The sequence below is a fragment of the Blautia sp. DFI.3.45 genome (assembly GCF_020593505.1).
In the GTDB taxonomy this organism is placed as follows: domain Bacteria; phylum Bacillota; class Clostridia; order Lachnospirales; family Lachnospiraceae; genus Blautia_A; species Blautia_A wexlerae.
The window spans coordinates 77,901-101,724 of the sequence record NZ_JAJDMI010000001.1 but is presented as its reverse complement, the minus strand read 5'-3'; the positions used below and the strand labels follow the sequence as shown (position 1 = coordinate 101,724).

Below are 23,824 nucleotides of genomic sequence, written 5' to 3'. Positions count from 1 at the left end.
CATTACGTTTTTTTATTATAGCGTATTCATCACAAATTGCAAGGTTGTTTCTGCGTAAAAAAAAAGTTTTTACAGAATCCTGATTCTTTTCTGCAAAAACTTTTTCTTCTATATATTATACTGTGGTAAGCAGAACTTCCATCCAGACTTCTTTACGAAAAAGAATAAATACGATATACTTTACATAAATTATAAAGGCTTTATCCAAAGGATTATTGAAGTAGAGACTGTGCTGTTACACACCCCTTGGGTCAAAAGAAATGTGGGAAAGGGCACACCTACCAATAATTCTTCTCTCCCATATATCCGAAAATCGAACGCCATCGAAGTTTAGATGCACATACCAAAGTTCCTGTGTCTCCATCTTCCAGCTCTGTTTTATCTTCGCAGTCGCTCCAGATGATACAATCCTCTTTCAGAATTATATTGGAATCGAGTATTTCGCATGAATAGCGTTCGTCTGCCGGAAATAACTTTAAGTATTTTAATCCCTGAAATTCCATTTCAATCATTGAATCTTCTTCATACTGCCGTTGTATTATTACTCTCAAAATCCTGCGATCGTTTACAGGATACATATCCAGGTTTTCATTAACATATGCTCCGCTCAGATAATGCATCTCTTTGATACAGCTATCATGGAAAAACGACACTCTTTCCATAAATTCCTTCAGCGAATTCTCATCTGTAATCTCATTCCACTTGTGCATATTATCACCACCTTCATTACTGTGTATTTTTTCTTCCCTCCTGACCAATCTACTTTGTCTTCTGTTTACTTTTCAGGAATCATAGCAACCTTTTCCCACTGATAGGTTCCATTGTCGACTGTCATTACTGCCATGGTAATCTCCTGGTCGAAGCGTCTGGGGCCGCAGCTTCCCGGGTTTAGCCATAGACGGTTGTCTATCATTTTTTCGAAGTATTTATGGGTATGTCCGAAGATGACTACCTGTGTGTCTTTTAAATCCCAGTCTACATCTTTTTTATTGTGAGTCATGAAAAATTTTACCCCTTCTATGGTAAAGTGTAAGGTTTTCGCCATTCCCTCTGCCCAATCTTTGTCGTTATTTCCTCGGACTACATAAATAGAACCCATCATACGCAGTGTATCCAGAATTTCCGGTTTGTTTACGTCACCTGCGTGGATAATACAGTCGCAACCCTTTAAAATTCCCAGTATTTCCGGCCTGAGCAGGCCATGGGTATCTGAAATAATCCCTATTTTCTTCATACACTATTTCCTCGCTAATCATTCTCTTATAGGCCGTTTTATAATTTCATCATTCTATGTTTAATTTTCATCAAACAATTCAATCTTTCCATATTCCCCATCATACCCCGGAATTCTCTTCACATTTCCGGTTCTTACATTTTCAATTCCTTCCGCAATCCGTTCTCCTGCACAGGATTTAATATCTTCTGACGGTACATTTCGCAGAATGTCGAATTCTGTCCCCAGTGTCTGAATCATCTGTTCAAAACACCCCTGCACTTTCTTACTTGCAGCGGAATAGCCCATACATGTAGAGATCACTTCCGGCAGAGGTACAAGGCTTTCATATTTCTTACCATCTTTTTTCACAAAACCTTCCGCTCTGTCTGCAAGCTGTTCTACTCTGTGATCTACGCCCATGGTCAGCTTCTTTCCGCAGACAGGGCAGATTCCTCCAAGCCGTTCTGCTTCCACCGGGCTTAATGATACACCGCATTTTCTGTGACCATCGAAATGATATTTCCCCTCTTCAGGAAAAAATTCTACTGTTCCTTCCAGCCCTTCGCCAGTCTGGATTGCCCGATAAAGTCCTTCATAGGAACAGTCAATATCCAACAGATTCGCCTCGCGCCCCAGCTTAGACGGGGAATGTGCATCTGAATTGGATACAAGCTGATAGCGGTCCAGTTTGGAAATTCTCCAGTTCATAGCCGGGTCAGAGGAAAGCCCTGTTTCCAGTGCATGTATATACGGTGCCAGTTCCTCGAAACATTCCTCTACAGAATCAAATCCTGATTTCGCACCTAATACAGAGAAATGCGGTGTCCAGATATGAGCCGGAATCAGAATTCCTTCCGGGCATACATCCAGCATCATTTCCAGAAGATCATGACTGTCCAGACCAAGAATCGGACGACCATCTGAGTGAATATTTCCGATTTTTTCCAGACGCTGTGCCATGGCATCTGCTGCCTCCAGACCGGGAAGCAGGATTACATTGTGTACTTTTCTGGTCTTTCCATTTTTCTTATAAATAGAACTGATTTCCCCGGAGACAACAAAACGTGTTCCTTCTCCCGGGAACTTCCGGCTTTCTTCTTTTACGTATTCATCTCTGAGACGATACAGGCCGTTTCCCTCTGAAACAAGTCTCTCCTTCAGTTCTTCTCTCCATACCGGATGCGTGAAATCACCTGTTCCAATCAGTGAAATTCCTTTCTTTCTCGCCCAGAAATCCAGATTTTCAGGCGTGCCCTCTTTGCTTGTCGCCATGGAAAATCTGGAATGAATGTGCAGATCAGCTATCATTTTCATTAACATTTATCCCCTTAAATTCACATCAAAGTATTTCTTTTCCAGAGTTATAAAATATCAACACCCAAAGATATATTTATAACTTCCATCCGTTTTCTTTCAGCCACAACTTGTACGTCTCATACTCCGGCATTACTTTCCCGACCTCGTCCCAGAATGCCTTCGAATGATTCATTTCCTTCAGATGGCAGAGTTCATGTACCACTACATAATCCAGCACTTCCGGAGGCGCCAGTATCAGTTTCCAGTTAAAGTTCAGATTCTTCTCACTGCTACAGCTTCCCCATCTTGTTTTCTGTTCTCTGATGGTGATATTGCGGTAAGAAACGCCCATGAGTCTGGCAAAATAAGAAACTCTTTTGGTAATCGTTTCTTTTGCTTTTCGTATATAGACATTTCGTTTCGATTCGCTCAGATCTGCGCTCAGCGGCTTCTGTTCCCGGTATTCTTTTGTCCGTTCCAGACATCCCAGAACCCACTCCTGCTTCTGGTTTACAAATCTTTTGATCCTCGGCAGACCTGTACGGAGAGGTGCGCGAACGATTACGTTTCCATCCCTGCGAACCTCCAGAGTCATGGTTTTTCTGGCACTTCTTATGACCTGATATTCAAATTCTCCGCAGGTGAATTTCTCCTGATTCTTCTCTGTTTTATCCATATCCATTTTGTTCACTCTTGTCTTTTCATATGTCCCCACCCACTGTTTATTGCTTTTCGCAATTTTTATTTTTTGTTTCGAATTCTCTCATCCATATATTCCCCCATCTCTGCTGCCAGAATATCCATCTTTTCCTGTGTTTCCGGCAATGCATAAGGAACCCTGTCCATGATCCTTTTCACATAATCATGTTCACGCATGATCTCATAGGTTTCCGGGAAATTGATGTCATAATACTGAGCAATATAGGAAATCCAGTAGTCCACTTTTGAAACTCTGTCTGAAGATAATACAGATTCCTTTGCCATACAGGACTCCCATACCTTTGGTGCGATTACTCCTTCACCAACACCCTTCTCATCCACTCCCAGAAGTGTTTCCATTGACTCTTCCAGCTTTACCCTGCAATTATCCAGCTTGTCTGCATCTCGGATTAACTTTGCATGAAGCAGGGTTCTCTCGTCCGTAATTCCTTCCAGTTTGAAATCACTGTGCTTCTCAATCGCAGTGCAGATCAAACTGTCAAACCTGTCATCCTTCACAAATCTGCGGATCATTTTCTCCGGTCCGAACAGAAGCTGTGCACCATATACTGCATGCTCCATGGTTCCCGGTTCAAAGCTGTCAAATCGTTTAATCTGTTCAAATCTTCCAATATCATGGAGCAATCCGATTACCTTCGCCAGCTGTACATCTTCCTCACCCAGCCCCATACGGCGGGCAATGTCCTCTGCTGCATCAACCACTCCATAAGTATGTACGATCTTCAGATGAATCTTATCATCTGCTCTGTCATATTCATCCAGATATGCTTCAAAAGCAGCTTTCGCTGCATCAAAGTCTCTTGTTAAGTCTAATAATTTATCCATTATTATTATAATCCCTTCTTTATTCCTGTTCGGACTACTTTATATTTTCTCAACCATTATTTTCTGCTTCCATACACCTTTTCTCACAATCATAAGATATACCTGAAACGATATGGAATCACAGTCATAAATGAAAGGTTCTTCTCTGTAGATCAGAGTCTGAACATTCTCTGCTTCCAATTCTTCTTTTCTTCGTTCCGCTTTTTCCATCAGTTCATGCAGATATTCATTCTGTTTCCTGCCAAAATCTCTGTCCGGATAGACCGATGCTGCTTCCCTGATTTTTTCTCCCAGCAGAGTAATCACCGGTAAATGACTGCTCCTGCAAAGCATTCCGGCTATCTTTTTGGCATTTGATATATCCGGATTTTTTTCATAACGCCTGAGCATTTTTCCCAGTTTTTCATCTCCTGCTTCCGTTGCCAGTTCCTGCATAACTGCCAGTGCTTCCGCCGTTACCTCCCATGGGTTGTCCACCGGAACAATATACTTCTCCGGTACTGCCGGATAAAAAAGATAGTTTAACGGCGGGAAATCACGCAGCATTGCCAGCTTTCCTTCATACTCAGTGCAATATTTTTCTCCCAGATACTCATATTTATCACGCAATATGGCAATCTGATACTCCATTACCCTGAGATTTTCATAGCCCTTCACCCAGAAATGTCCCAGCTCTCCATAATTATACAACTGTGTTTCCAACAAAATATCTTCAAAAAATACAGTAAACACATTTCGCCCCTGATGAACCACCAGAATATACTCTACTTCACATAAATCCCTGTCTGCCTTCTCTACAGAGCCCTCAAACTCACCTTCATAATCCCTGACATAATTTCCCGTCATCCTGGCATTTTTCAGAACCAGAAAACTCTCCACTGCATCATTCATCAGATAGATCAGTCGTAATTCTCCACTCTCCGTCTGTCCGGTAAAACCATCTGGAATATCCACAAATTCACACTGTTCCTGCTCCAGAAGCAGATTTAATTTTTCAAAATTGTCTTCCATTATATCTTCCATCCTTAACTCCTGCTGTTTCTGTACAATGTCTTTCGCCGATTCTGTTTAACACACTTGATAAAAGAATCCATTGCATCGTTTCATGGAATTACCGCAATGCAGAAGCAGGATACATTTGCACAATTTTACAGATATGTTTTTATGATATCACTAATCATATTTTCTGCCAAATAGAAAAATTTTTCTATTCAATAAAGAAACTGATTTTACTTCTCTGTAATTGACATCCCAAACATAATATTTTACAATATAACAAAGAACAAAGAAACCAAGCAGTATGTATATTACAGAATAAACAAACATAAAATAGGAAGGAGACATACACGAATGGCAACAGCAACAATCCCATTGAAAGGCAGCACATCCATGGAATCAAAAAAAGTCAGTATTTCATCTAAACGCCAGATTACTATCCCGCAGAAATTTTTTACGCTTCTGGGTTTTAATACGGAAGCAGAATGTATCATGCGTGGAAACGAACTGGTTTTACGCCCCGTTAAAGAAAATACCAGTGGTGAATTTGCCGAACAGATTCTTGCCGATCTGATCAGACAGGGATATAGCGGTGAAGAATTACTTGAGAAATTTAAACAGACACAGCGAAAAATCCGTCCGGCAGTTGAAGCAATGCTTGCCGAAGCAGACCGGGTCGCAGAATCTAAATCAGGAGGATACTCCTTAGAGGATGTTTTCGGAACGGAGGATGAAAAATGACACAGGTACAGATCCTTCCACCTGCAGCAAAATTTCTGAAAAAACTTAAAGATAAAAAGCTGAAATCTCTGTACAAAGAAGCTATTGAAATGATATGTGAAGATTATTCCATCGGCGAAGAAAAGACAGGTGATCTGGCAGGAATGTACGGTTATGACATTTATTATAATAAAACTAATTATGAACTGACATATCGGGTGAGACAGCTTGATGATTTGATAATCATCGTTATCATGGCCGGAACCAGAGAAAATTTTTACGAGGAGTTAAAACGTTATATACGCACTATATAACAGTACATATTTGTATCACAAGATAATCCCCCGGAAGTTAATCAGTACTTCCAGGGGATTATTCTATTGACAAAATTTATTCCTGCGCTCCCGTATCAGATGTCTGATATCTTTCCCATACCTCATTGACATTCTGAATATAGCATTTTACAATAGACCAAAGAAACCAATCAGTATACATGATAAAAATCACTGAACAGAAAGGAGTCATTTCCATGGGACGATTTGTAAATTCCGGAAACAGTGCTTTTCAGGTTGCGCTGAATTCAGAAATCTATGTAGATAAAACCGGTTTGCTGGCATATACAAATAAGGTTATGGACACCACTGCAAAATTCATATGCAACAGTCGCCCCCGTAGGTTCGGGAAATCCATCACTGCCGATATGCTCACCGCATATTACTGTAAAGGCTGTAGTTCCGAAGAAATGTTCTCATCTCTGGAAATCGGTCAGGCACCTGGTTTCACGAAATATCTGAATCAATATGATGTGATCCATCTGGATATTCAATGGTGTATGGAACCAGCCGGCGGTCCGGAGAATGTAGTTTCCTACATCACTGAAAAAACGATTCTGGAATTAAGAAATTATTACCCTGAAATTCTGCCTGACTCCATAAGCTCTCTGCCTGAGGCTCTGTCCTGCATTAACACTGCCACTGGTCAAAAGTTCGTAGTAATTATTGATGAATGGGATGTTTTAATCCGAGATGCCTCTACCGACCTGATAGTCCAAGAGGAATACATCAACTTTCTCCGCGGTATGTTCAAAGGTTCTGAACCTACCAAATATATTCAACTGGCTTACCTCACCGGGATTCTTCCAATCAAAAAAATCAAAACACAGTCAGCTCTGAACAATTTTGCGGAGTTTACAATGACTGACGCCAGGATCTTTTCCAGATATATTGGCTTTACGGAGGAAGAAGTACGAATGCTCTGCGAAAAATACCACCGGGATTTCTCCAAAACCAAGCACTGGTATGACGGTTATCTGCTGGAGCAATATCAGGTATACAATCCTAAAGCAGTAGTAGAATTAATGATCTGGAATAAATTCCAAAGCTACTGGTCGGATACCGGAACCTACGAAGCAATTGTGCCTCTGATCAATATGGATTTTGACGGACTCAAAACTGCCATTATAGAAATGTTGTCCGGTAATTCCGTAGAAATCGATCCTACGACTTTCCAGAATGATATGGTGAACTTTACCTGCAGAGATGATATTCTTACCTGCCTGATCCATCTGGGATATCTGGGTTATGATCAGGACACTCATTCTGCATTTGTTCCAAACGAAGAAATCCGTCAGGAACTTGCCAAAGCTGTTAAACGAAAGAAATGGAATGAATTTCTGACATTCCAGCAGGAATCCTCAGAGTTGCTGGATGCCACTCTGGACATGGACGCAGACACTGTGGCCAGATCCATTGAAAAAATACACAATGAATACGCTTCAGCTATTCAGTACAACAACGAAAACTCCCTCAGCAGCATTCTGTCCATCGGTTATCTCAGCACTATGCGGTATTATTTTAAACCTATACGTGAATTTCCTGCAGGCAGAGGTTTTGCAGATTTTGTCTACCTCCCAAAACCAGAATATTCCAGAGATTACCCTGCACTTGTTGTTGAGTTAAAATGGAATCAAAATGCCCAGACCGCAATCCGGCAGATAAAAAACAGGCAGTACCCTGAGGCTATTACAAATTATACTGACAATATTTTACTTGTTGGAATTTCTTATGATAAAAAACAGAAAACACATAATTGTGTAATCGAAAAATACTCTGAGAAATAATAAAGGGGCTGATTGTCCTTTACGAAGAACATCTTACCGATTATCTATACGAGAAAAGAAATGCAGGAATGGGAAGCTCTTGTAAGCTAACCCATTCCCACTCTCTGTCTATTCCTTCGTCATTTGTATTATTACCAGAAGTTTCCTGATACTTCCAATCACTTTATATATGTCCATAATGATTTTCAGACAGTCATTCTTATAATATTTTTCTTCTCCCATGGAAACAATACCGCTTTCACATATATTCTATACTCAGCGCTTGAAAGTACCAGGAATTAATAATTTTTTCACGTACAAAATCTTTAAAATCGCTTCTTTGTTTCCATATCCTGATTGTATCACACAGACTCCCGAAATCGCATACATTCACACAAACAACTATATTTCACTACATATTTAACCAATTTTTTCCAATCTTCCTCACAGACAAATTGCATCCCGTTATTTTTTATAGTATGATTATTGGAAATACAGTTCATTTTATCCATCTGGCATATCCGACAGATATTGTCACTGACATAAGAAACTACAACCACTTTAATCCAAAGGAGCTTAATCCAATTTTGAAACTTGCAATCTGCGAAGACAACCCTTCACATTATGAAATAATACATACTATTCTGCAAAAGTATCCTCCGGGAGCTTTTGAAATAACACATTTTATATCCGGTGATGAATTTCTCCGGGCTGTTGCTGAAAATGGATGCCCTTATCCCATTGTACTGACGGATATTGATCTTGGTTCTGACACTGTAAATGGCATCTCACTTGCAGAAAAGATCAACCATATCAATCCGGACACTCAGATTATTTTTATCAGCCAGTATCTGCAATATGCTACCGCAGTATATGAGACAGAACACACCTACTTTATCCATAAACAGCAGATGGAAAAGTATCTTCCTCTGGCTCTGAGAGCAGCGTGCCAGAAGCTCGAGAAACTGCATACACGATATCTGTATTTCTCCGGAAATTCACGCAATTATCAGGTGCTCTGCTCCGATATTCTTTATCTGGAACGAAATCTGAGGCAGACCACGATCTATACCAGAACAGGAACATATACAACAAAAGAAAGACTGACAGCTCTTACAGAAAGAATGAAACCAGATTTCTGTCTCTGCCATAACAGCTTTGCCGTCAATCTCCATGCTGTACGTACTTACAGTCATAAGGGCATTATACTTTCTGATAACACAGAGATCCCTGTCAGCAGATCTTATTACCAGCAGTTTAAGGATTCATTTGCTTTCATGATGCTTGCCGGTCACAGGGAGGTACAGTAAATGGGCAGTCATATGATCAATCTATTTTTGTGTATTCTATCCAGCCTTTATCTGTGTTTTGGACTGCTTTACTTTTGCTGCAGAATCCTGCTCTGCAAACGCAAGATCTCACTTCCACTGTTTTTGTGTCTGTCAGTATTTATGGCATTGTTATTTTGGTTCAAGCGTGAATCACAGCATAATGGAATAACAATCGTATTTCAGCTTACAACATTTCTTGTAACACTTTTTTTATTCCAGGCATCTTTTATGAAAAAATTAGCTGTTTATTTTATTTTCCAGCTGCTGGTAATCTGTCCGGAAATTTTATGTACCAGTGTTTTCATTGCACTTCATAATCTTTTTATACCGACCAATACCTATACTCCGCACAACCTGATATCCAGTTGTTCACCTGCAGAATATTTCGTTATCGAACTCTCCAACATCCTGCTTGGCCTGTTTCTTCTCTGGAAAATATCAGAAATCCTGCGACAGTGTATAGATTATTTGAAAATACTCACCTTTTTACAACTGTTACTGCCACTGGTCGCTCCGGTTTTTCTCAATGTTATAATTTCCCTTCAGAAAAAGCCCGAAGCAGTTCTGGCTCTGAGCATCATTTACTGGATCATATGCATCGGCAGTTATCTGTTGTTTCTGCGTGCAGTCCATTCTTTAGCCCAACAGCACAGGGAATATTTACAGAAAAAAATGGAAATTGAGCTGATGAAAAAGCAGATAAATGATTCCGTTCAGTTAAGTAATGAATATGCCAGTCTCCGGAAATGGAATCATGATATTGAGAATCACATCATGTCTGTCATGTATCTGATGGATATGAAAAAATATGAGGAAGCCGGAACATATACCGCTTCTGTTCTGTCCAGACTTAATTGCAGACCAAAAGAAAAACAACCAGAGGAGGATTGCAGTCATGAGAAAGAACATTAAATTGATTCCTTTATTTCTCTTCCTCTTTGTATTCCAGCTACTATATTTTCTGTCTACAATTTATACAGAAAAAATTGATCATATGTTTCTGATCCTGGCAGTATTTATGGTCCTTATCTGTATCCTTTTATACTGCGTTCTTTCTGATGTGTTAAAGAAATCCAATACTGAAATGGAACTGACTTTTCTCCAAAAACAGAAACAGTTAAAACAGGAACAGGATTACAGTCTTCAGATCCGCAGACAGGATACTCGGGATTTTCAGACCAAAACTGTACAGGAACTTCAGGATTTCCAGATACTTCTGGAACAGGGAAAATATGAACAGGCTGATACTGCAATCAGAAATCTGAATCAGACTTTTCAGAAAAAGCGTTTTCATCCTTACTGTCAAAATAACCTGTTACAGGCAATCCTGGAAGGAAAACGGCTTCGTGCAGAACAGGAACATATCCATATATCCTACGAGATCCTTTTACCGGAAAAGATTTCCATTAATACGACTGACCTGAGCAGTATATTTTTTAATCTTCTGGACAACGCTATCGAAGCTTGTAGCGCTTCCGGCAATCCTGATCCTGCAATCCGGCTGTCTGCAAACATTTCCAACGGATTTCTGACTGTGTATATGCACAATACCAAGAACCCGATGCAGACTTTTACACATAAGACTACGAAATCAGAACCGGGAGCTCATGGATATGGGCTTTCTATTATTGAAGATATCTGCCAGAAGTATAATGGCTCCTATCAGTGGATCGACCATAATAATACTTTTGATTCCATTGTCTTACTACAGATAAAAAATCTCTGAAAAAAGGAGGCGCTTTCCATGCCAGTTACTCCCACAATCGAAGTAGATGATACCCTGAAAGAACGAAGCTCTCACGGCTCCTTTGAGCTTCCCATAGAAACATATACAGACAACTGCGAAATCTTCCATTCTCTCTACAACCACTGGCATGACGAGATGGAACTGATCTATATTGAATCCGGCAGTGGACTGGTCCGTCTGAATAAAGAGATCCTCCGCGTCAAGACCGGTGACCTGATCATTGTGAACCGTGGAGTTCTCCATGGCATAAAAACAGATCTGAAGAATATCCTTTATTTCCGTAGTATTGTTTTTGACCTGAACTTCCTGTCAGGCCCGGCGGGAGATTTATGTCAGGAACGTGTCATTTCCTTACTGATGGATAATCAGGCGGAATTTACCCATATTATTTCCAGATCTGATGAGAATTACGGAAATATCTGCCAGCTTTTTGACAGGATACATGCCTGCCATAAAGAAAAAAAGCCATATTATTTCGTAAAATTAAAGGCTCTGTTCTTCAGCTTTTTCTACGAAATGCTCATGGGAAATTACATCACTCCCGCAGATAAGGAAGAGAACAAAAGTCTTGCTTCTATTAAAAAGATCCTGGACTACATCAACCTCAATTATTCACAGCCGCTGACCGCAGCAGAGCTCACTGCTCTCTCTAATTACAGCGAATACTACTTTATGAAACTGTTTAAGCAATATACCGGTAAGACTCTGATTGCCTATATCAATGACCTGCGCATTGAGAAAGCAAAGCCTATGCTTCTGCACTCCGACTCCTCTGTCACAGAGATCGCACTGGAAGTAGGTTTCAACAACACCAGCTATTTCATCAAGAAGTTCCAGCAGGCAACCGGAATGTCTCCTCATAAGTTTCGCAGAAACCTGTCATAAAATCGCAATTTTGTTGTATTTTTTTAAATAGACTGCTGATATAGTTATAGATGTCAGCAAGAGAACTTCTCTTCCTGATATAAATCAAAAACAATACACTATTCAAAACTAAAAAATAAGCAATCTAACTCATAAAAAAACACATATTCATTTCAGAAAGGGAGATTACGATGGAAAATTTAGAAAAGCTCATCTACGACCTGTATAAGAAAAACACACGCCAGTGCACAAACGAAGAAATTTACAACGCATTATTGATTTATACCAAAAACCAGCTCTTCGAAAAAGGCTATCAGGATGGAAAGAAGAAAATCTATTACATTTCCGCAGAGTTCCTGATCGGTAAATTATTATCCAACAACCTGATCAATCTGGGAATCTATGATGATGTTGCTGCATTCTTAAAAGAGAATGGAAAAGCCATCGCTGACATCGAAGAAGTTGAACCGGAACCATCTCTTGGAAACGGTGGTCTTGGACGTCTGGCAGCATGCTTCCTGGATTCCATCGCAACTCTCGGTCTTCCGGGCGAAGGTATTGGTCTGAATTATCATCTGGGTCTTTTCAAACAGCTCTTTGAGAACAGACTTCAGAAGGAAACTCCGAACCCATGGATTGAAGAACACAGCTGGCTCACACCTGCAGGTGTTTCCTATACTGTACCGTTCCGCGGATTCTCACTGAAATCTTCCCTGTACGATATCGACGTTGCAGGCTACAATAACAAATCCATTCATCTGCACTTATTTGACATTGATCTGGCAGATGAATCCATGGTTCACGATGGAATTTCCTTTAACAAAAAGGACATCCTTCACAACCTGACACTGTTCCTGTATCCGGATGACAGCGATGATGACGGACGTAAACTCCGTATCTTCCAGCAGTATTTCATGGTATCCAATGCCGCTCAGTTCATCCTGGACGAAGCAACAAAGAAAGGCTGCAACCTGCATGACCTTGCAGACTACGCAGTGATCCAGATCAACGATACTCACCCAAGTATGGTCATTCCTGAACTGATCCGTCTCCTGACAGAGCGTGGAATTGACTTTGATGAGGCTGCTGAGATTGTATCCAAAGTATGCGCTTACACAAACCATACTATCCTTGCAGAGGCTCTGGAAAAATGGCCAATGGACTACCTTCTTGATGTAGTTCCTCACCTTGTACCAATCATCGAAAAGCTGGATGAAAAGATCAAAGCAAAATATCCTCAGGAAAATGTAGCCATCATCGACAAGAACAACCTGGTTCACATGGCACATATGGATATCCACTATGGATTCTCCATCAACGGTGTTGCTGCCCTGCATACAGAAATCCTGAAAACAAGCGAGCTGAAAGCTTTCTATGATATTTATCCGGAGAAATTCAACAACAAAACTAACGGTATCACATTCCGCCGCTGGTTAATGCACTGCAATCATCCGCTAACAGACTATATTACCTCTCTGATCGGTGATGAGTTTAAAACAAATGCAACTGCTCTGGAAAATCTCCTGAAATATAAGGATGATGAGGCAGTTCTGAACAAGCTTCTTGAGATCAAAACAGAAGCTAAGAAAACCTGTAAAGAATTTATCCTCTCTAACACAGGTGTTGAAATTGATGAGAACAGCATTTATGATATCCAGATCAAACGTCTCCATGAGTACAAACGTCAGCAGTTAAACGCTCTGTACATCATCAGCAAATATCTGGAGATTAAGGGTGGAAAGAAACCAGCTCAGCCTGTAACCTTTATCTTCGGTGCAAAAGCAGCTCCTGCTTATGTGATTGCAAAGGATATCATTCATCTTCTGCTCACACTCCAGGATCTCATCAAAGATGATCCGGAAGTTGCACCATACATGAAGCTTGTTATGGTTGAGAACTACAATGTATCCGCAGCCGAAAAATTATTCCCTGCATGCGATATTTCTGAGCAGATCTCCCTGGCTTCCAAAGAAGCAAGTGGTACAGGTAACATGAAGTTCATGCTGAACGGTGCCGTTACTCTGGGAACTATGGATGGCGCTAATGTTGAGATCAGCGAACTGGTTGGTGAAGATAACATCTATATCTTCGGTGAATCCAGTGAGAAAGTTATCGAACATTACGAGAAAGCTGACTACTGCTCCAGAGATATTTATGAAAATGACAAACGCATCAAGGAATGTGTTGACTTCATTGTAAGTGAAAAGATGCTGGCACTTGGCCACAAAGAAAATCTCGAAAGACTGCACCACGAACTGGTAAGCAAAGACTGGTTTATGACACTGCTTGACTTCAACGATTATGTTGAGAAGAAAGATCAGGCACTGGCTGATTACGCAGACAGAAAAACATGGGCAAAGAAGATGCTGGTTAATATTGCAAAAGCCGGATTCTTCTCTTCTGACAGAACTATCGAACAGTACAACAACGATATCTGGCACCTGACACCGGCAAAATAATCCAATAAAATTTGTGATCATATAAATTCTGTAAAAAACAAACAGCAGGCATTGTATATTCGATGGAATATACAGATGTCTGCTGTTTTATGTTTATCAGATCATAAAATCATAAAAATCTCCCACTGTATTAATTCAAATCAGACTATAACTACGGCAACCGAATCCGAGCAAAATATACCGCTTTATATATCCTTGTAATAAGCAGGAGAGATAACATCCGCCTCCTTACAGGAACATCCGTTCTCGTAACTGTCGCAGCAGTCACAGTTTGAACAGTACATATGAGTATCCGGGATATAAAACAAGCCTCCATAGAGCGGTGAAGTACGGAGTTCTTTTGACTCTTTCTTGCTGTTGGCAAAATGGATTCCATTAGAGATCAGCATATTTTCAGGTTCATACTGAGAGAAATCAAAATAATGTCCCTGTGTTCCATGATGGGGCACCTTGATACACCAGTAATGTTCGTATAATGGCAATTTTCCATCATAGTTCTCTGCGATCATTTTCAGATGCTCAGGCTGTGCATCCCCGGTAAACAAAAGATTTAATTCTCCGTCTCTGGCATTCTGGAACACAATACTGATCTTATGTTTGAACTGCCGCAGATTTATCTGATTCTCATTCAGCCATGCCAGCAGTTTCTTAAAATCAGGAAGTGCTTTGATTCTGCGAAATTCACGCTCATACACATATGCCCGGATAATTTTCTGACGGACCTCCGGCTGTTCTGTCAGCTCAGATGCTGTTAAATCTGTTTCTTTTTCCACAGTTTCCGCCGGTTTATTGCCTTCAGCAGTCATAGACCATACGATCAGTCTCAGTTTCTCTGCAAATTCAAGCAGAACATCCATTACTTCTTTAAATTTCCCATCTTCGCAGATTCTGTTATAGACTTCGTCCGTCTCCTTCCGGATTACATCTGTATCCGGCCAGAGTGCCTGATATTTGTTTTCAAACAGTTTTCCCCTGCTTAACAGTTCCACGTTCTGTTTGTTCTCCAGAAGTGCATCCACCAGTGCAAACAGGCTGACCTGACGGCTTGGCAATCCGGATTCTTTTAACAAATCTGCCAGAAGCAGCAGCACCAGTGTTCTGCTCATTTCTTTTTTTGAAAAAACATCGGGAAGATAAATTTTCCCAAAGTCAACAGAAATATCTTTTTTCTTCATCATATAAAGAAGCCCTGACAGATGATCCATATGAAAATGTGTCAGAAGCAGATTTTTACTCTTGATCGTAGACAGATCTGAGATGATCACATCAAATATTTCTCTTCTGGGGCGCCCCTCTATCCTGCTGTTATTTGTTCCGAAATCTACCAGCAGACTCTTCTTTCTGTCCCGGAGACAGAAGCAGTCTCCGAAACCTACATTATACATTCGTACCTTCATTCTTTTCCCTCTTGTTTACAATGGTTAGTTTTATTTTAATATAGGGAAATTGGAAATGCAAGAGGGTGTTGTTTGTGTTATTATAGTGTCGTATGATTACTGGTTACTGTTCACATATCACTATTCCGCGAGGTGTTTTAGCATAAATATGCCAAAATCCCGAGACATACAAGCCAAAATCCCATTGCCGCAGGCAATCTGGAATGAATTTTGGCTGCGTTACTGAGAACAGAGTAAACAGTAACTCATCTGAAATAAAAGAACGTGTTTGAAAAATGTTTTTCGCAAGATGTGTGTCATAATTTGTGAGAATGATTTTTCAAATACACCTGAGGAAAAACAAATATAAAATATCAGCAGAATGGAGATAGAACACTTATGACAAAACAGGAACTGGCTCTCGAGGTCATTGAACGGTTAAAAAAGGAATATCCTGATGCAGACTGCACTCTGGATTATGATAATGCATGGAAATTACTGGTAAGTGTGCGTCTGGCTGCACAGTGTACAGATGCAAGAGTAAATGTAGTTGTACAGGATCTGTATGCAAAGTTTCCTACTGTAGAAGCTCTTGCAAATGCAGATGTTGCAGATATCGAAGCAATCGTACGTCCCTGTGGTCTGGGTAAGAGTAAAGCAAGAGATATCAGTGCCTGCATGAAAATCCTCCACGAACAGTATCATGACAATGTTCCCGGGGATTTTGATGCTCTGCTGAAGCTTCCCGGAGTTGGAAGAAAGAGTGCCAATCTGATTATGGGAGATGTATTCGGCAAACCGGCGATCGTGACAGATACCCATTGCATCCGTCTCTCCAACCGCATCGGTCTGGTCGATAATATGAAAGAACCTAAGAAAGTAGAAATGGCTTTATGGAAGATCATTCCGCCCGAAGAAGGCAATGATCTCTGTCACCGCCTGGTCAATCATGGCCGCGATGTCTGTACAGCACGCACTAAACCTTACTGTGACAGGTGCTGTCTGAATGATATCTGTGAAAAAAATGGTGTAGACAGCCGGGAATAATTATTTTATACACATATAACCAAAATAATCCATACCATTATACACATTATCCCAAAGAAAATCCCCATCTCTGTGTTTCTTTAACCAGAGCGTGTCTGAAAAAGGCTTTCTGCAAGATGTGCGTCACAATTTGTGGGATATTTTGCCCGGATGAGGGCGCCGTAGTGGGCTACGGCAACTGAATTCGGGTGAAATATCCCGCAAAGTGGGGCGTGCAGATTGCGGGAATGATTTTTCAGACACACTCTAGCTCAGCAGATGAGGACTTTCTTATTTGTCTAAATGTGCTCCTCAAGGCTTGCGAAGAAAAGTTCATAGAAATCGTCTTCCCCTGCAAGCTTCGGAGAGTTTTCACCTCCACCGTTTGTACTTCTTCGCATGGTAGCATAAAATTCTTCTCCGGCTGTGATCAGATCCATCTCATAAATCTGATATCCCAGTTCCCGACACTTCGCGCAGAAAGCGGCAAGCGGCTGTTCCGCCTTTCTGGTATCCATCAGTTCCTGCCAGATGTTACGGTCTTTCAGTGCTTTTTCTCTTAATTCGTCTAACATTGCCCCGACTTCCATAATAACATTCCTCCTCTTATATACTTTTTAGTCAAGCAGATATTTGCAATCCGCTTCGCTACGCAGCTCTACACCGAATAACTGCTCCGCAGTTTATCAGAAGGAGCTTACACTCCTCCTGATACAAGTAAGACTCTCTTGAAAATCAACTTTGCCATTTTCATGCAGAATCCCTGACTGAACAGTTACTTCATCAGTTCATAATAAAATATATACTGCTGCATCACGCCCCGACAACCCTTATAACGTCTGTTTGGAAATCCCCGTTTATAATGGGCATCCAATGCCTGGCGAATGTGAGTATCTACAGGAAATGCATCCAGCTGATGCAGTCCGAAAAGACAGATACAGTCAGCTACTTTCTCACCAACTCCGTACAGTCCCAGAAGTTCTTTTCGTGCAGCTTTATAAGTCATATCATGCAGACTGTCAAGTGAAATGTCTCCGAAACAGACTTTTCTGGCTGTATCCAGAACATATTTTGCTCTGTATCCCAGATTGCACTCCCGAAGCTGTTCTTCCGTTGCCAAAGCCAGTGCCTGTGCAGTCGGAAACGCATAATATTCTGCGCCTGTACTGCTTATTTTTCTTACTCCAAATTCCCGGCTGATATTTTCAATACACTTCTTTATTCTTGTAATATTATTCTGCTGAGAGATCAGGAATGAAATAATCATCTCCCACAGGTCCTGCTGCAGAATGCGGATTCCGCTTCCCATCTCTCCTGCTGCTGTCAGATATTTATCCCTTGGATTGATCATGTTTATATATTCACTGTAATCACAATCCAGATCAAAATACCGGATCCAGAAGAAAATGAAATCTTCTTCCGGACAAAAGAAATTGACAATTCCTCTCTCCTGAGTCAGTTCCAGATATTTATCTCCCGCAATCACCCGGTAACGGTCATCACCGATCTGATCCATCCGAAAGCACTGCCCGGATCTGCAGATCTGCCCCAGGTCAAAATTATCCATTTCTATTGTCAGCATACTATATAACCCCTTATCCTTCTGTTACCAATGTTACTGTTCACTCCGTTCTCAGTAACGTTACTAATAACTCTTTTTTTTCTTGATGAATATATGAATGTATTATATACTATTCTAAGTATAAACGTAAAGCAGAAAGGGGTTCTTACCAATGAAATTTATATATCCTGCGGTTTTCCGCAAAAATGAAGAAGGCAGATATAAAGCATTTTTTCCGGATCTTGCCTGTTGTGAAGCTGAAGGCGACACTCTCGACGATGCGATCGATAATGCAAACGAGGCTGCTTATAACTGGATTTATGCAGAAGTAATGGAAGATGAAATGGATCTCCCTGCAATTTCCGATGAATCCGATCTGGATCTGCTGGAGGGAGATATTGTAAGAAATATTCAGGTCAACATCCGTATGTATGACGGATGGGATGAGTAACCACTACCCGCAACGACAAATTACAGAAATTCAGCTCCGTTATGTTACAATAAAACAAACATTAACGGAGCTTTTTTATCATTTAAATCTGCTCAGACGCACTTCGGTGTACTATCTGCAAAACGATTTTTTTCTCTCGTTTTGCACTTCAAAAAAGGAGGTTTTACTATGAACGCAAAAAAGTTCAAAAAGTTCTTTGTGAGTATTGCACTCAGTGCTGTTCTCACGTTATCGTCCGCTTCCTCTGTATTCGCAGCCACAGCACAGCTGGCACCCGCTGAACAATCTGTGGAACTGGCTCAAAGTGACGATTCTGACACCCCTGCCATTGAATCATCCGATGCACAGAATGCCTGCGCTTCTCTTACCGCCCAGCCAGGGATCAGACAGACAGCAGCTTCCGAGAATTCTGTAACTATTCAGTGGAACCCTGTTACCAATGCTTCCAAATATGCTGTCAATATCAGCCCTTTAAGTTCCTCTTCCTATCGTTTTCTCGGCTATATTGGCAATACCCACAACAAAGCTAAGATCAATAAGCTAAAAGCAGGAACTGCTTACGTTATTAAAATCACAGCACTGAATTCATCCGGCATTGCGATTTCTTCCCGTACTGTGGGATGTACCACGCTTTATTCAAAGGTAAAGATTAAATCTTCCTATGCATCAACCGGCAGATATACCTTCAATATGCAGACTGTAAACCCTTCAAACTCCATTACAGGTTATAAGGTTGTATACCAGAGTTCTGCAGCCCACAAACTTATAACTAAATATTTTAATACCAGATATTCCTTTACCATTCCAATATCCGGCAATACATTTTATCAGGTGAAGATTTACCCTTACCTGGTTCTGGGAAATAAACGGTATGTAAGTTCAACCTCTACGGACAGATATATTTCCAATGTCATCACTCTTCAGAAAGCAGGCAACACAAACAGCTCCATGAGCGTAAAATGGAACAGAACTGCCGGTGCAGACAATTACAGTATTTACATAAAATATCCGGGAAGCAGTTCTTTCAAAAAAGTAAAAACAACAACTTCCAATTTCTTTACACTCACCGGAATGAAAAAGAATACCAAGTACGGCATTAAGGTAATTGCCAATAAAAAAGTGAAAAACAAAGTATGGCATTCTGATTCCAAAGCCTATAATATGTCCTTAGTCTGACCATAGTTATCCATAGCAATTGCATAAATCCGGCTACGTTATCAATGACGTAGCCAAAATTTTATATTGACTTTCCCATATCTAAGTGATACACTGATTATAATTGAGACAAGGGGTGCTTGTGTAAACAGGCTGAGAGTAAGCTGTATCGCTTTAACCCATTACCTGATTTGGATAATGCCAACGTAGGGAAAGTTATAGTTCTTCCACACTGCAATATGCTTGTTGGCATGTTGCAGTTTTCCTTTTACTCTGAACGGACATATCATATTATCTCCCCCCCTGTTTTAATTGCGGACAAATAGTCAGGCAAATGATTTCATACGCTTGAAAGGCAATAAAATATTGCCACGACAGACCGGGGGCACCACTCTCTGTCACACCAGTAGTTTACTTAAAAACTTACGAATATGCGCAGGTGCAAGTCCCTGCTGTATGCAGGAGACGCAGTTCATTTAATATTGCTGTTTATCTATTACTATGTGCAGCAATTAAGAGCCCACAGTGCAGGGCAAGGAGGAAAAAATGACACAGTATACAACGCAGATGGACGCGGCACGTCAGGGAATCATCACACCACAGATGGAAATCGTAGCAGAAAAAGAACACTTTGACGTGGAAGAATTAAGAGAACTGATTGCAAAAGGACAGGTAATTATTCCCTGCAACAAAAATCACAAGAGCATCAGTCCGAGCGGTGTCGGTGCAAAGCTGACCACCAAGATCAATGTAAATTTAGGTGTTTCCAGAGACTGGAAAGACGTTGATATGGAATATGAAAAGGTACATTCAGCAGTAGAAATGGGTGCAGAAGCCATCATGGATCTCAGCTCCTACGGAGATACCAGAAGCTTCCGCCGCAAACTTACATCCGAATGTCCGGCAATGATCGGTACTGTTCCGATCTACGACGCAGTAGTATATTATCACAAAGCACTTGGCAAGATTACTTCTGAAGAGTGGATTGATATCGTACGTATGCATGCAGAAGACGGCGTGGATTTTATGACTATCCACTGCGGTATGAATCGTGCAACCGCAGCACGTTTCAAACAGAATAAACGTCTCATGAACATTGTTTCCAGAGGTGGTTCTATTATGTTCGCATGGATGGAAATGACAGGAAAAGAGAACCCGTTCTATGAGCATTTTGATGAAATTCTTGATATCTGCAGAGAGTATGATATCACTTTAAGTCTGGGAGATGCATGTCGTCCCGGATGTATTGCAGATGCAACTGATACTGCACAGATTGAAGAGCTGATCACTCTCGGTGAGCTTACCAAACGTGCATGGGAAAAGGATGTTCAGGTTATGATCGAGGGACCTGGCCACATGCCGCTGAACCAGATCGCAGCTAATATGGAAATCCAGAAAACTCTTTGCCATGGCGCTCCTTTCTATGTACTTGGACCGCTTGTAACAGATGTTGCTCCCGGATATGACCACATTACTTCCGCAATCGGCGGTGCGATTGCTGCTTATTCAGGTGCTGCTTTCCTCTGCTATGTAACACCTGCAGAACATCTTCGTCTGCCAAATGCAGCTGATGTAAAAGAGGGAATTATCGCTGCCAAAATTGCTGCTCATGCTGCTGATATTGCCAAAGGAGTTCCCGGTGCCGCAGAATGGGATTATAAGATGAGCGAAGCGAGAAAACGTCTTGACTGGGAAGAAATGTTCAAACTCAGCATGGATCCTGAGAAAGCAAGACGCTACCGCGCAGAGGCCAAACCTGAGAAAGAAGACACCTGCAGTATGTGCGGAAACTTCTGTGCCGTAAAGAATACAAACCGTATTCTGGATGGTGAAATTGTTACTATTTTTGATGAATGATGCTTTTATAAAAGCCGTATTTCAACATGTTTGATTGTTGAAATACGGCTTTTTATTTACTATATCTTCATCATATCTGACATAATACATCCACCGGCTGAACCATGTTCCATAATCTCATTTAACTGTCCTGTTCCCGGATGTATCCCTCCTATGGCATATACAGGAATCTTTACTGCTTTACAGACATTCTCCAGAAATTCCAGTCCTCTGGGTGGAAGTCCTTTTTTACAGTCAGTTGTATAAATATGTCCTGCCGTAAGATAATCAGCTCCCAGACTTTCTGCTTTCAATGCATCTTCTACGGAGTGGACCGAACTTCCGATCTGCCGGAAACCTCCAAGCTTTCCCTCATATTTTTCCAACAGAAATATTGGCAGATGAATGTATGGATGATGCAGTTTTTCTGCTACGTTTACATAGGTATGTAATATGCAGGGAACCTGATATCTCTTACAGATTTCCAGTATCTGCTCTGCCAGACGAGAATATTCTTCCTCCGGCAGATCCTTTTCCCTCAGAATAACCGCCTTCGGATGAAGGCTGCATACACGCTCGATCTGTTCTGCAAAGGGACGTTGACACAGGGAGCGGTTGGTCACTGCAATTACATTTTCATAAGGATTTTTCTGCATTTTAGAGGTACACATAATCATTCATAACCGGCTGAAGATCATGATCCAAAAGTGCCTTATAGACTTCATCTACAGACCTTCCGTCTGAAATCTCAAACTGGTCATCTCCTTTATCTTCGATATCCTCCACATGACTTCCGATTCCTGTGCTGACTCCTGCTGAAATCTTTGTCGCAGCAATTCCAACCAGGTTATCGCGGACACGCTCACACTCTCTGGTAGATACCGTAATGCTTGCAAATGGCATGAACAAACGATAGGCGCAGACCACCTGAAGCAGCTGTGGTTCATGTACATCCATAGGATTAATACGGTCATTGTTGATGATCGGCCGAAGTCTCGGACAGGAAAATGCAATCTCTGCATGAGGATATTTTCTCTGCAAAAGATATGCATGATATCCGGTGGCAAAAGCATCCTTACGGAAATTATCCAGTCCCAGAAGTGCAGCAAATCCTACCCCTCGCATACCACCCTTTAAAGCACGTTCCTGTGCGTTCAGACGATAAGGAAATATACGCTTGTGCCCTGCAAGATGCAGAGTTTCATACTTATCTGAATTATAAGTCTCCTGGAATACCGTTACATAATCAGCTCCGCATTCATGGAGATGTGCATACTCATCTGAATTCATAGGATAAACTTCAAGTCCGATTACTTTGAAATATTTCCGGGCAATCTTACATGCTTCTCCGATATATTTTACATCAGATTTTGCTCTGCTCTCTCCTGTAAGAATCAGGATTTCCTGCAGTCCTGTCTTTGCGATAGCAGCCATTTCCTTATCAATCTCTTCTGCATTCAGCTTTGCTCTGCGGATCTTATTATGGCAGTTAAATCCGCAGTAAATACAGTAATTCTCACAATAATTTGCAATATAAATAGGGGTAAACATATACACACTGTTCCCAAAATGTTTCCTGGTTTCTTTCTGCGCAGCCTGTGCGATTTCCTCCAGAAGAGGCAATGCAGCCGGAGACAGCAGTGCCTGAAAATCCTCTGGTGTACGGTTATCATGAGCAAGTGCCCTGCGTACATCTGCCTCTGTATATTTATCATAATCGTAAGCATTCATGGCAGAAATAACCTGATCCATCACGTCTGATTCTTCCAGTACTTCCATTCCCGGAAGATATTTCATATGATCGATCCTGTTCTTTTTCATATCTTCCAGAATCACTTCATTGACAATACTTTCGTTGAAGTGTTCCCCATGTTCCATATTTTTTTCTGTTGTTTCCATTGATGTTTTCTCCTCTTTATTACCATTTGGCAACTTTCGTTTTCCTATAAATTAATACCTACTCCGCAGTTATAGCAATCCTCTAAAATAATGCATCTTAATCCAGCCCATCAGAGTGTGAAATCCTGCGTCAGATATCTTTGCCGTGCGTCAGCACGCCTGCAGATATCTTCCTTGTCTTTCGCACGCTGCTGAACTGTCTTAAATGCATTATTTACGAGGATTGCTATAATCAAAAATCTCATTTT

Annotated in this window: 21 protein-coding genes, 3 pseudogenes and 1 riboswitch; of the genes and pseudogenes, 13 read left to right on the top strand and 11 right to left on the bottom strand. The window is 41.0% G+C overall.

All coding sequences use genetic code 11. The annotated features are described in order from the left end of the window. Positions 1-278 precede the first annotated feature (278 nt). The 6 genes and pseudogenes from LJE09_RS00475 to LJE09_RS00450 all read right to left on the bottom strand — a co-directional run bounded on the left by LJE09_RS00475 (position 279) and on the right by LJE09_RS00450 (position 5,080). Positions 279-710, bottom strand: coding sequence for a hypothetical protein (locus tag LJE09_RS00475; protein WP_008707032.1), 432 nt, complete (start codon positions 708-710; stop codon positions 279-281). 65 nt (positions 711-775) lie between these two features. Next, positions 776-1,234: a metallophosphoesterase family protein gene (locus tag LJE09_RS00470; protein WP_055199850.1), complete on the bottom strand. Its 459-nt coding sequence runs from the start codon at positions 1,232-1,234 to the stop codon at positions 776-778. A 69-nt stretch (positions 1,235-1,303) separates the two neighbouring features. After that, positions 1,304-2,530: pseudogene (locus tag LJE09_RS00465) on the bottom strand (endonuclease Q family protein); the annotation flags it as partial. A 76-nt stretch (positions 2,531-2,606) separates the two neighbouring features. Then, positions 2,607-3,194, bottom strand: coding sequence for a M48 family metallopeptidase (locus LJE09_RS00460; RefSeq protein ID WP_055053344.1), 588 nt, complete (start codon positions 3,192-3,194; stop codon positions 2,607-2,609). A gap of 59 nt (positions 3,195-3,253) precedes the next feature. Continuing rightward, complete coding sequence (locus LJE09_RS00455) at positions 3,254-4,057, bottom strand: HD domain-containing protein (RefSeq protein WP_055059455.1); 804 nt, start codon at positions 4,055-4,057, stop codon at positions 3,254-3,256. A gap of 39 nt (positions 4,058-4,096) precedes the next feature. Then, positions 4,097-5,080 carry a DUF3878 family protein gene (locus LJE09_RS00450; RefSeq protein WP_227310900.1) on the bottom strand — a complete coding sequence of 328 codons (984 nt, stop codon included), beginning with the start codon at positions 5,078-5,080 and terminating at the stop codon, positions 4,097-4,099. Between the two features lie 327 nt (positions 5,081-5,407). Between LJE09_RS00450 and LJE09_RS00445 the strand changes: the two genes are divergently transcribed. The 8 genes from LJE09_RS00445 to LJE09_RS00410 all read left to right on the top strand — a co-directional run bounded on the left by LJE09_RS00445 (position 5,408) and on the right by LJE09_RS00410 (position 14,272). Continuing rightward, positions 5,408-5,794, top strand: a complete 387-nt coding sequence (locus tag LJE09_RS00445) for an AbrB/MazE/SpoVT family DNA-binding domain-containing protein (RefSeq protein ID WP_144136893.1) — start codon at positions 5,408-5,410, stop codon at positions 5,792-5,794. Continuing rightward, positions 5,791-6,087, top strand: a complete 297-nt coding sequence (locus LJE09_RS00440; protein WP_144136894.1) for a type II toxin-antitoxin system RelE/ParE family toxin — start codon at positions 5,791-5,793, stop codon at positions 6,085-6,087. Before LJE09_RS00445 ends, LJE09_RS00440 begins: the two co-directional genes overlap by 4 nt. 215 nt (positions 6,088-6,302) lie before the next feature. Next, positions 6,303-7,892, top strand: coding sequence for an AAA family ATPase (locus LJE09_RS00435; RefSeq protein ID WP_227310899.1), 1,590 nt, complete (start codon positions 6,303-6,305; stop codon positions 7,890-7,892). A 566-nt stretch (positions 7,893-8,458) separates the two neighbouring features. Continuing rightward, on the top strand, positions 8,459-9,181 hold the full coding sequence (locus LJE09_RS00430; RefSeq protein WP_227310898.1) for a LytR/AlgR family response regulator transcription factor: 723 nt from the start codon (positions 8,459-8,461) through the stop codon (positions 9,179-9,181). 249 nt (positions 9,182-9,430) lie between these two features. After that, positions 9,431-10,114 (top strand): hypothetical protein, encoded by a 684-nt coding sequence (locus LJE09_RS00425; protein WP_227310897.1) that lies wholly within the window; start codon positions 9,431-9,433, stop codon positions 10,112-10,114. Then, a complete protein-coding gene (locus tag LJE09_RS00420) occupies positions 10,098-10,928 on the top strand; it encodes a sensor histidine kinase (protein WP_173702369.1) in 831 nt (276 codons plus the stop codon). Before LJE09_RS00425 ends, LJE09_RS00420 begins: the two co-directional genes overlap by 17 nt. An 18-nt stretch (positions 10,929-10,946) precedes the next feature. Beyond that, positions 10,947-11,834 (top strand): helix-turn-helix domain-containing protein, encoded by an 888-nt coding sequence (locus LJE09_RS00415; protein ID WP_173702368.1) that lies wholly within the window; start codon positions 10,947-10,949, stop codon positions 11,832-11,834. A gap of 170 nt (positions 11,835-12,004) precedes the next feature. Then, positions 12,005-14,272 (top strand): glycogen/starch/alpha-glucan phosphorylase, encoded by a 2,268-nt coding sequence (locus LJE09_RS00410; RefSeq protein WP_173702367.1) that lies wholly within the window; start codon positions 12,005-12,007, stop codon positions 14,270-14,272. A 185-nt stretch (positions 14,273-14,457) separates the two neighbouring features. Here the strand turns inward: LJE09_RS00410 and LJE09_RS00405 are convergent, their stop codons facing one another. Beyond that, positions 14,458-15,669 (bottom strand): MBL fold metallo-hydrolase, encoded by a 1,212-nt coding sequence (locus LJE09_RS00405; RefSeq protein ID WP_008707060.1) that lies wholly within the window; start codon positions 15,667-15,669, stop codon positions 14,458-14,460. A 378-nt stretch (positions 15,670-16,047) separates the two neighbouring features. On the opposite strand from LJE09_RS00405, the gene LJE09_RS00400 reads away from it, so the two are divergent. After that, positions 16,048-16,695, top strand: a complete 648-nt coding sequence (locus LJE09_RS00400) for an endonuclease III domain-containing protein (RefSeq protein ID WP_022380941.1) — start codon at positions 16,048-16,050, stop codon at positions 16,693-16,695. 80 nt (positions 16,696-16,775) lie between these two features. Here the strand turns inward: LJE09_RS00400 and LJE09_RS18560 are convergent. Next, positions 16,776-16,874 (bottom strand): annotated as a pseudogene (locus tag LJE09_RS18560) (DUF6783 domain-containing protein); the annotation flags it as partial. Between LJE09_RS18560 and LJE09_RS18555 the strand changes: the two are divergent. Beyond that, positions 16,833-17,237 (top strand): annotated as a pseudogene (locus LJE09_RS18555) (DUF6783 domain-containing protein). The pseudogenes LJE09_RS18560 and LJE09_RS18555 overlap by 42 nt on opposite strands. Before the next feature lie 212 nt (positions 17,238-17,449). Here the strand turns inward: LJE09_RS18555 and LJE09_RS00390 are convergent. Next, positions 17,450-18,256 (bottom strand): DNA-3-methyladenine glycosylase family protein, encoded by an 807-nt coding sequence (locus LJE09_RS00390; protein ID WP_227310895.1) that lies wholly within the window; start codon positions 18,254-18,256, stop codon positions 17,450-17,452. Positions 18,257-18,407: 151 nt separating this feature from the next. Here LJE09_RS00390 and LJE09_RS00385 point away from each other — a divergent pair, with 151 nt between their 5' ends. The 3 genes from LJE09_RS00385 (at position 18,408) to thiC (ending at position 21,698) form a co-directional block, all read left to right on the top strand. After that, positions 18,408-18,686, top strand: a complete 279-nt coding sequence (locus LJE09_RS00385) for a type II toxin-antitoxin system HicB family antitoxin (protein WP_008707065.1) — start codon at positions 18,408-18,410, stop codon at positions 18,684-18,686. A gap of 168 nt (positions 18,687-18,854) precedes the next feature. Beyond that, entirely contained in the window at positions 18,855-19,862 is a 1,008-nt protein-coding gene (locus LJE09_RS00380) for a fibronectin type III domain-containing protein (protein ID WP_227310894.1), read from the top strand. Between the two features lie 101 nt (positions 19,863-19,963). Continuing rightward, positions 19,964-20,072: riboswitch (TPP riboswitch) on the top strand. A gap of 315 nt (positions 20,073-20,387) precedes the next feature. Next, entirely contained in the window at positions 20,388-21,698 is a 1,311-nt protein-coding gene (gene thiC, locus LJE09_RS00375) for a phosphomethylpyrimidine synthase ThiC (RefSeq protein ID WP_008707069.1), read from the top strand. Between the two features lie 59 nt (positions 21,699-21,757). Here the strand turns inward: thiC and LJE09_RS00370 are convergent, their stop codons facing one another. Together LJE09_RS00370 and thiH are read right to left on the bottom strand one after the other, a co-directional pair. Continuing rightward, positions 21,758-22,354 carry a thiamine phosphate synthase gene (locus tag LJE09_RS00370; RefSeq protein WP_008707071.1) on the bottom strand — a complete coding sequence of 199 codons (597 nt, stop codon included), beginning with the start codon at positions 22,352-22,354 and terminating at the stop codon, positions 21,758-21,760. Continuing rightward, on the bottom strand, positions 22,335-23,576 hold the full coding sequence (gene thiH / locus LJE09_RS00365) for a 2-iminoacetate synthase ThiH (protein ID WP_227310893.1): 1,242 nt from the start codon (positions 23,574-23,576) through the stop codon (positions 22,335-22,337). The genes LJE09_RS00370 and thiH overlap by 20 nt, the downstream gene beginning before the upstream one ends. Positions 23,577-23,824 lie beyond the last annotated feature (248 nt).

Coding starts and splice junctions, on each gene's coding strand:
- LJE09_RS00475 (WP_008707032.1), bottom strand. CDS start 710: ATGCACAAGTGGAATGAGATTACAGATGAGAATTCGCTGAAGGAATTT.
- LJE09_RS00470 (WP_055199850.1), bottom strand. CDS start 1,234: ATGAAGAAAATAGGGATTATTTCAGATACCCATGGCCTGCTCAGGCCG.
- LJE09_RS00460 (WP_055053344.1), bottom strand. CDS start 3,194: ATGGATATGGATAAAACAGAGAAGAATCAGGAGAAATTCACCTGCGGA.
- LJE09_RS00455 (WP_055059455.1), bottom strand. CDS start 4,057: ATGGATAAATTATTAGACTTAACAAGAGACTTTGATGCAGCGAAAGCT.
- LJE09_RS00450 (WP_227310900.1), bottom strand. CDS start 5,080: ATGGAAGATATAATGGAAGACAATTTTGAAAAATTAAATCTGCTTCTG.
- LJE09_RS00445 (WP_144136893.1), top strand. CDS start 5,408: ATGGCAACAGCAACAATCCCATTGAAAGGCAGCACATCCATGGAATCA.
- LJE09_RS00440 (WP_144136894.1), top strand. CDS start 5,791: ATGACACAGGTACAGATCCTTCCACCTGCAGCAAAATTTCTGAAAAAA.
- LJE09_RS00435 (WP_227310899.1), top strand. CDS start 6,303: ATGGGACGATTTGTAAATTCCGGAAACAGTGCTTTTCAGGTTGCGCTG.
- LJE09_RS00425 (WP_227310897.1), top strand. CDS start 9,431: ATGAAAAAATTAGCTGTTTATTTTATTTTCCAGCTGCTGGTAATCTGT.
- LJE09_RS00420 (WP_173702369.1), top strand. CDS start 10,098: ATGAGAAAGAACATTAAATTGATTCCTTTATTTCTCTTCCTCTTTGTA.
- LJE09_RS00415 (WP_173702368.1), top strand. CDS start 10,947: ATGCCAGTTACTCCCACAATCGAAGTAGATGATACCCTGAAAGAACGA.
- LJE09_RS00410 (WP_173702367.1), top strand. CDS start 12,005: ATGGAAAATTTAGAAAAGCTCATCTACGACCTGTATAAGAAAAACACA.
- LJE09_RS00405 (WP_008707060.1), bottom strand. CDS start 15,669: ATGAAGGTACGAATGTATAATGTAGGTTTCGGAGACTGCTTCTGTCTC.
- LJE09_RS00400 (WP_022380941.1), top strand. CDS start 16,048: ATGACAAAACAGGAACTGGCTCTCGAGGTCATTGAACGGTTAAAAAAG.
- LJE09_RS00390 (WP_227310895.1), bottom strand. CDS start 18,256: ATGCTGACAATAGAAATGGATAATTTTGACCTGGGGCAGATCTGCAGA.
- LJE09_RS00385 (WP_008707065.1), top strand. CDS start 18,408: ATGAAATTTATATATCCTGCGGTTTTCCGCAAAAATGAAGAAGGCAGA.
- LJE09_RS00380 (WP_227310894.1), top strand. CDS start 18,855: ATGAACGCAAAAAAGTTCAAAAAGTTCTTTGTGAGTATTGCACTCAGT.
- thiC (WP_008707069.1), top strand. CDS start 20,388: ATGACACAGTATACAACGCAGATGGACGCGGCACGTCAGGGAATCATC.
- LJE09_RS00370 (WP_008707071.1), bottom strand. CDS start 22,354: ATGATTATGTGTACCTCTAAAATGCAGAAAAATCCTTATGAAAATGTA.
- thiH (WP_227310893.1), bottom strand. CDS start 23,576: ATGGAAACAACAGAAAAAAATATGGAACATGGGGAACACTTCAACGAA.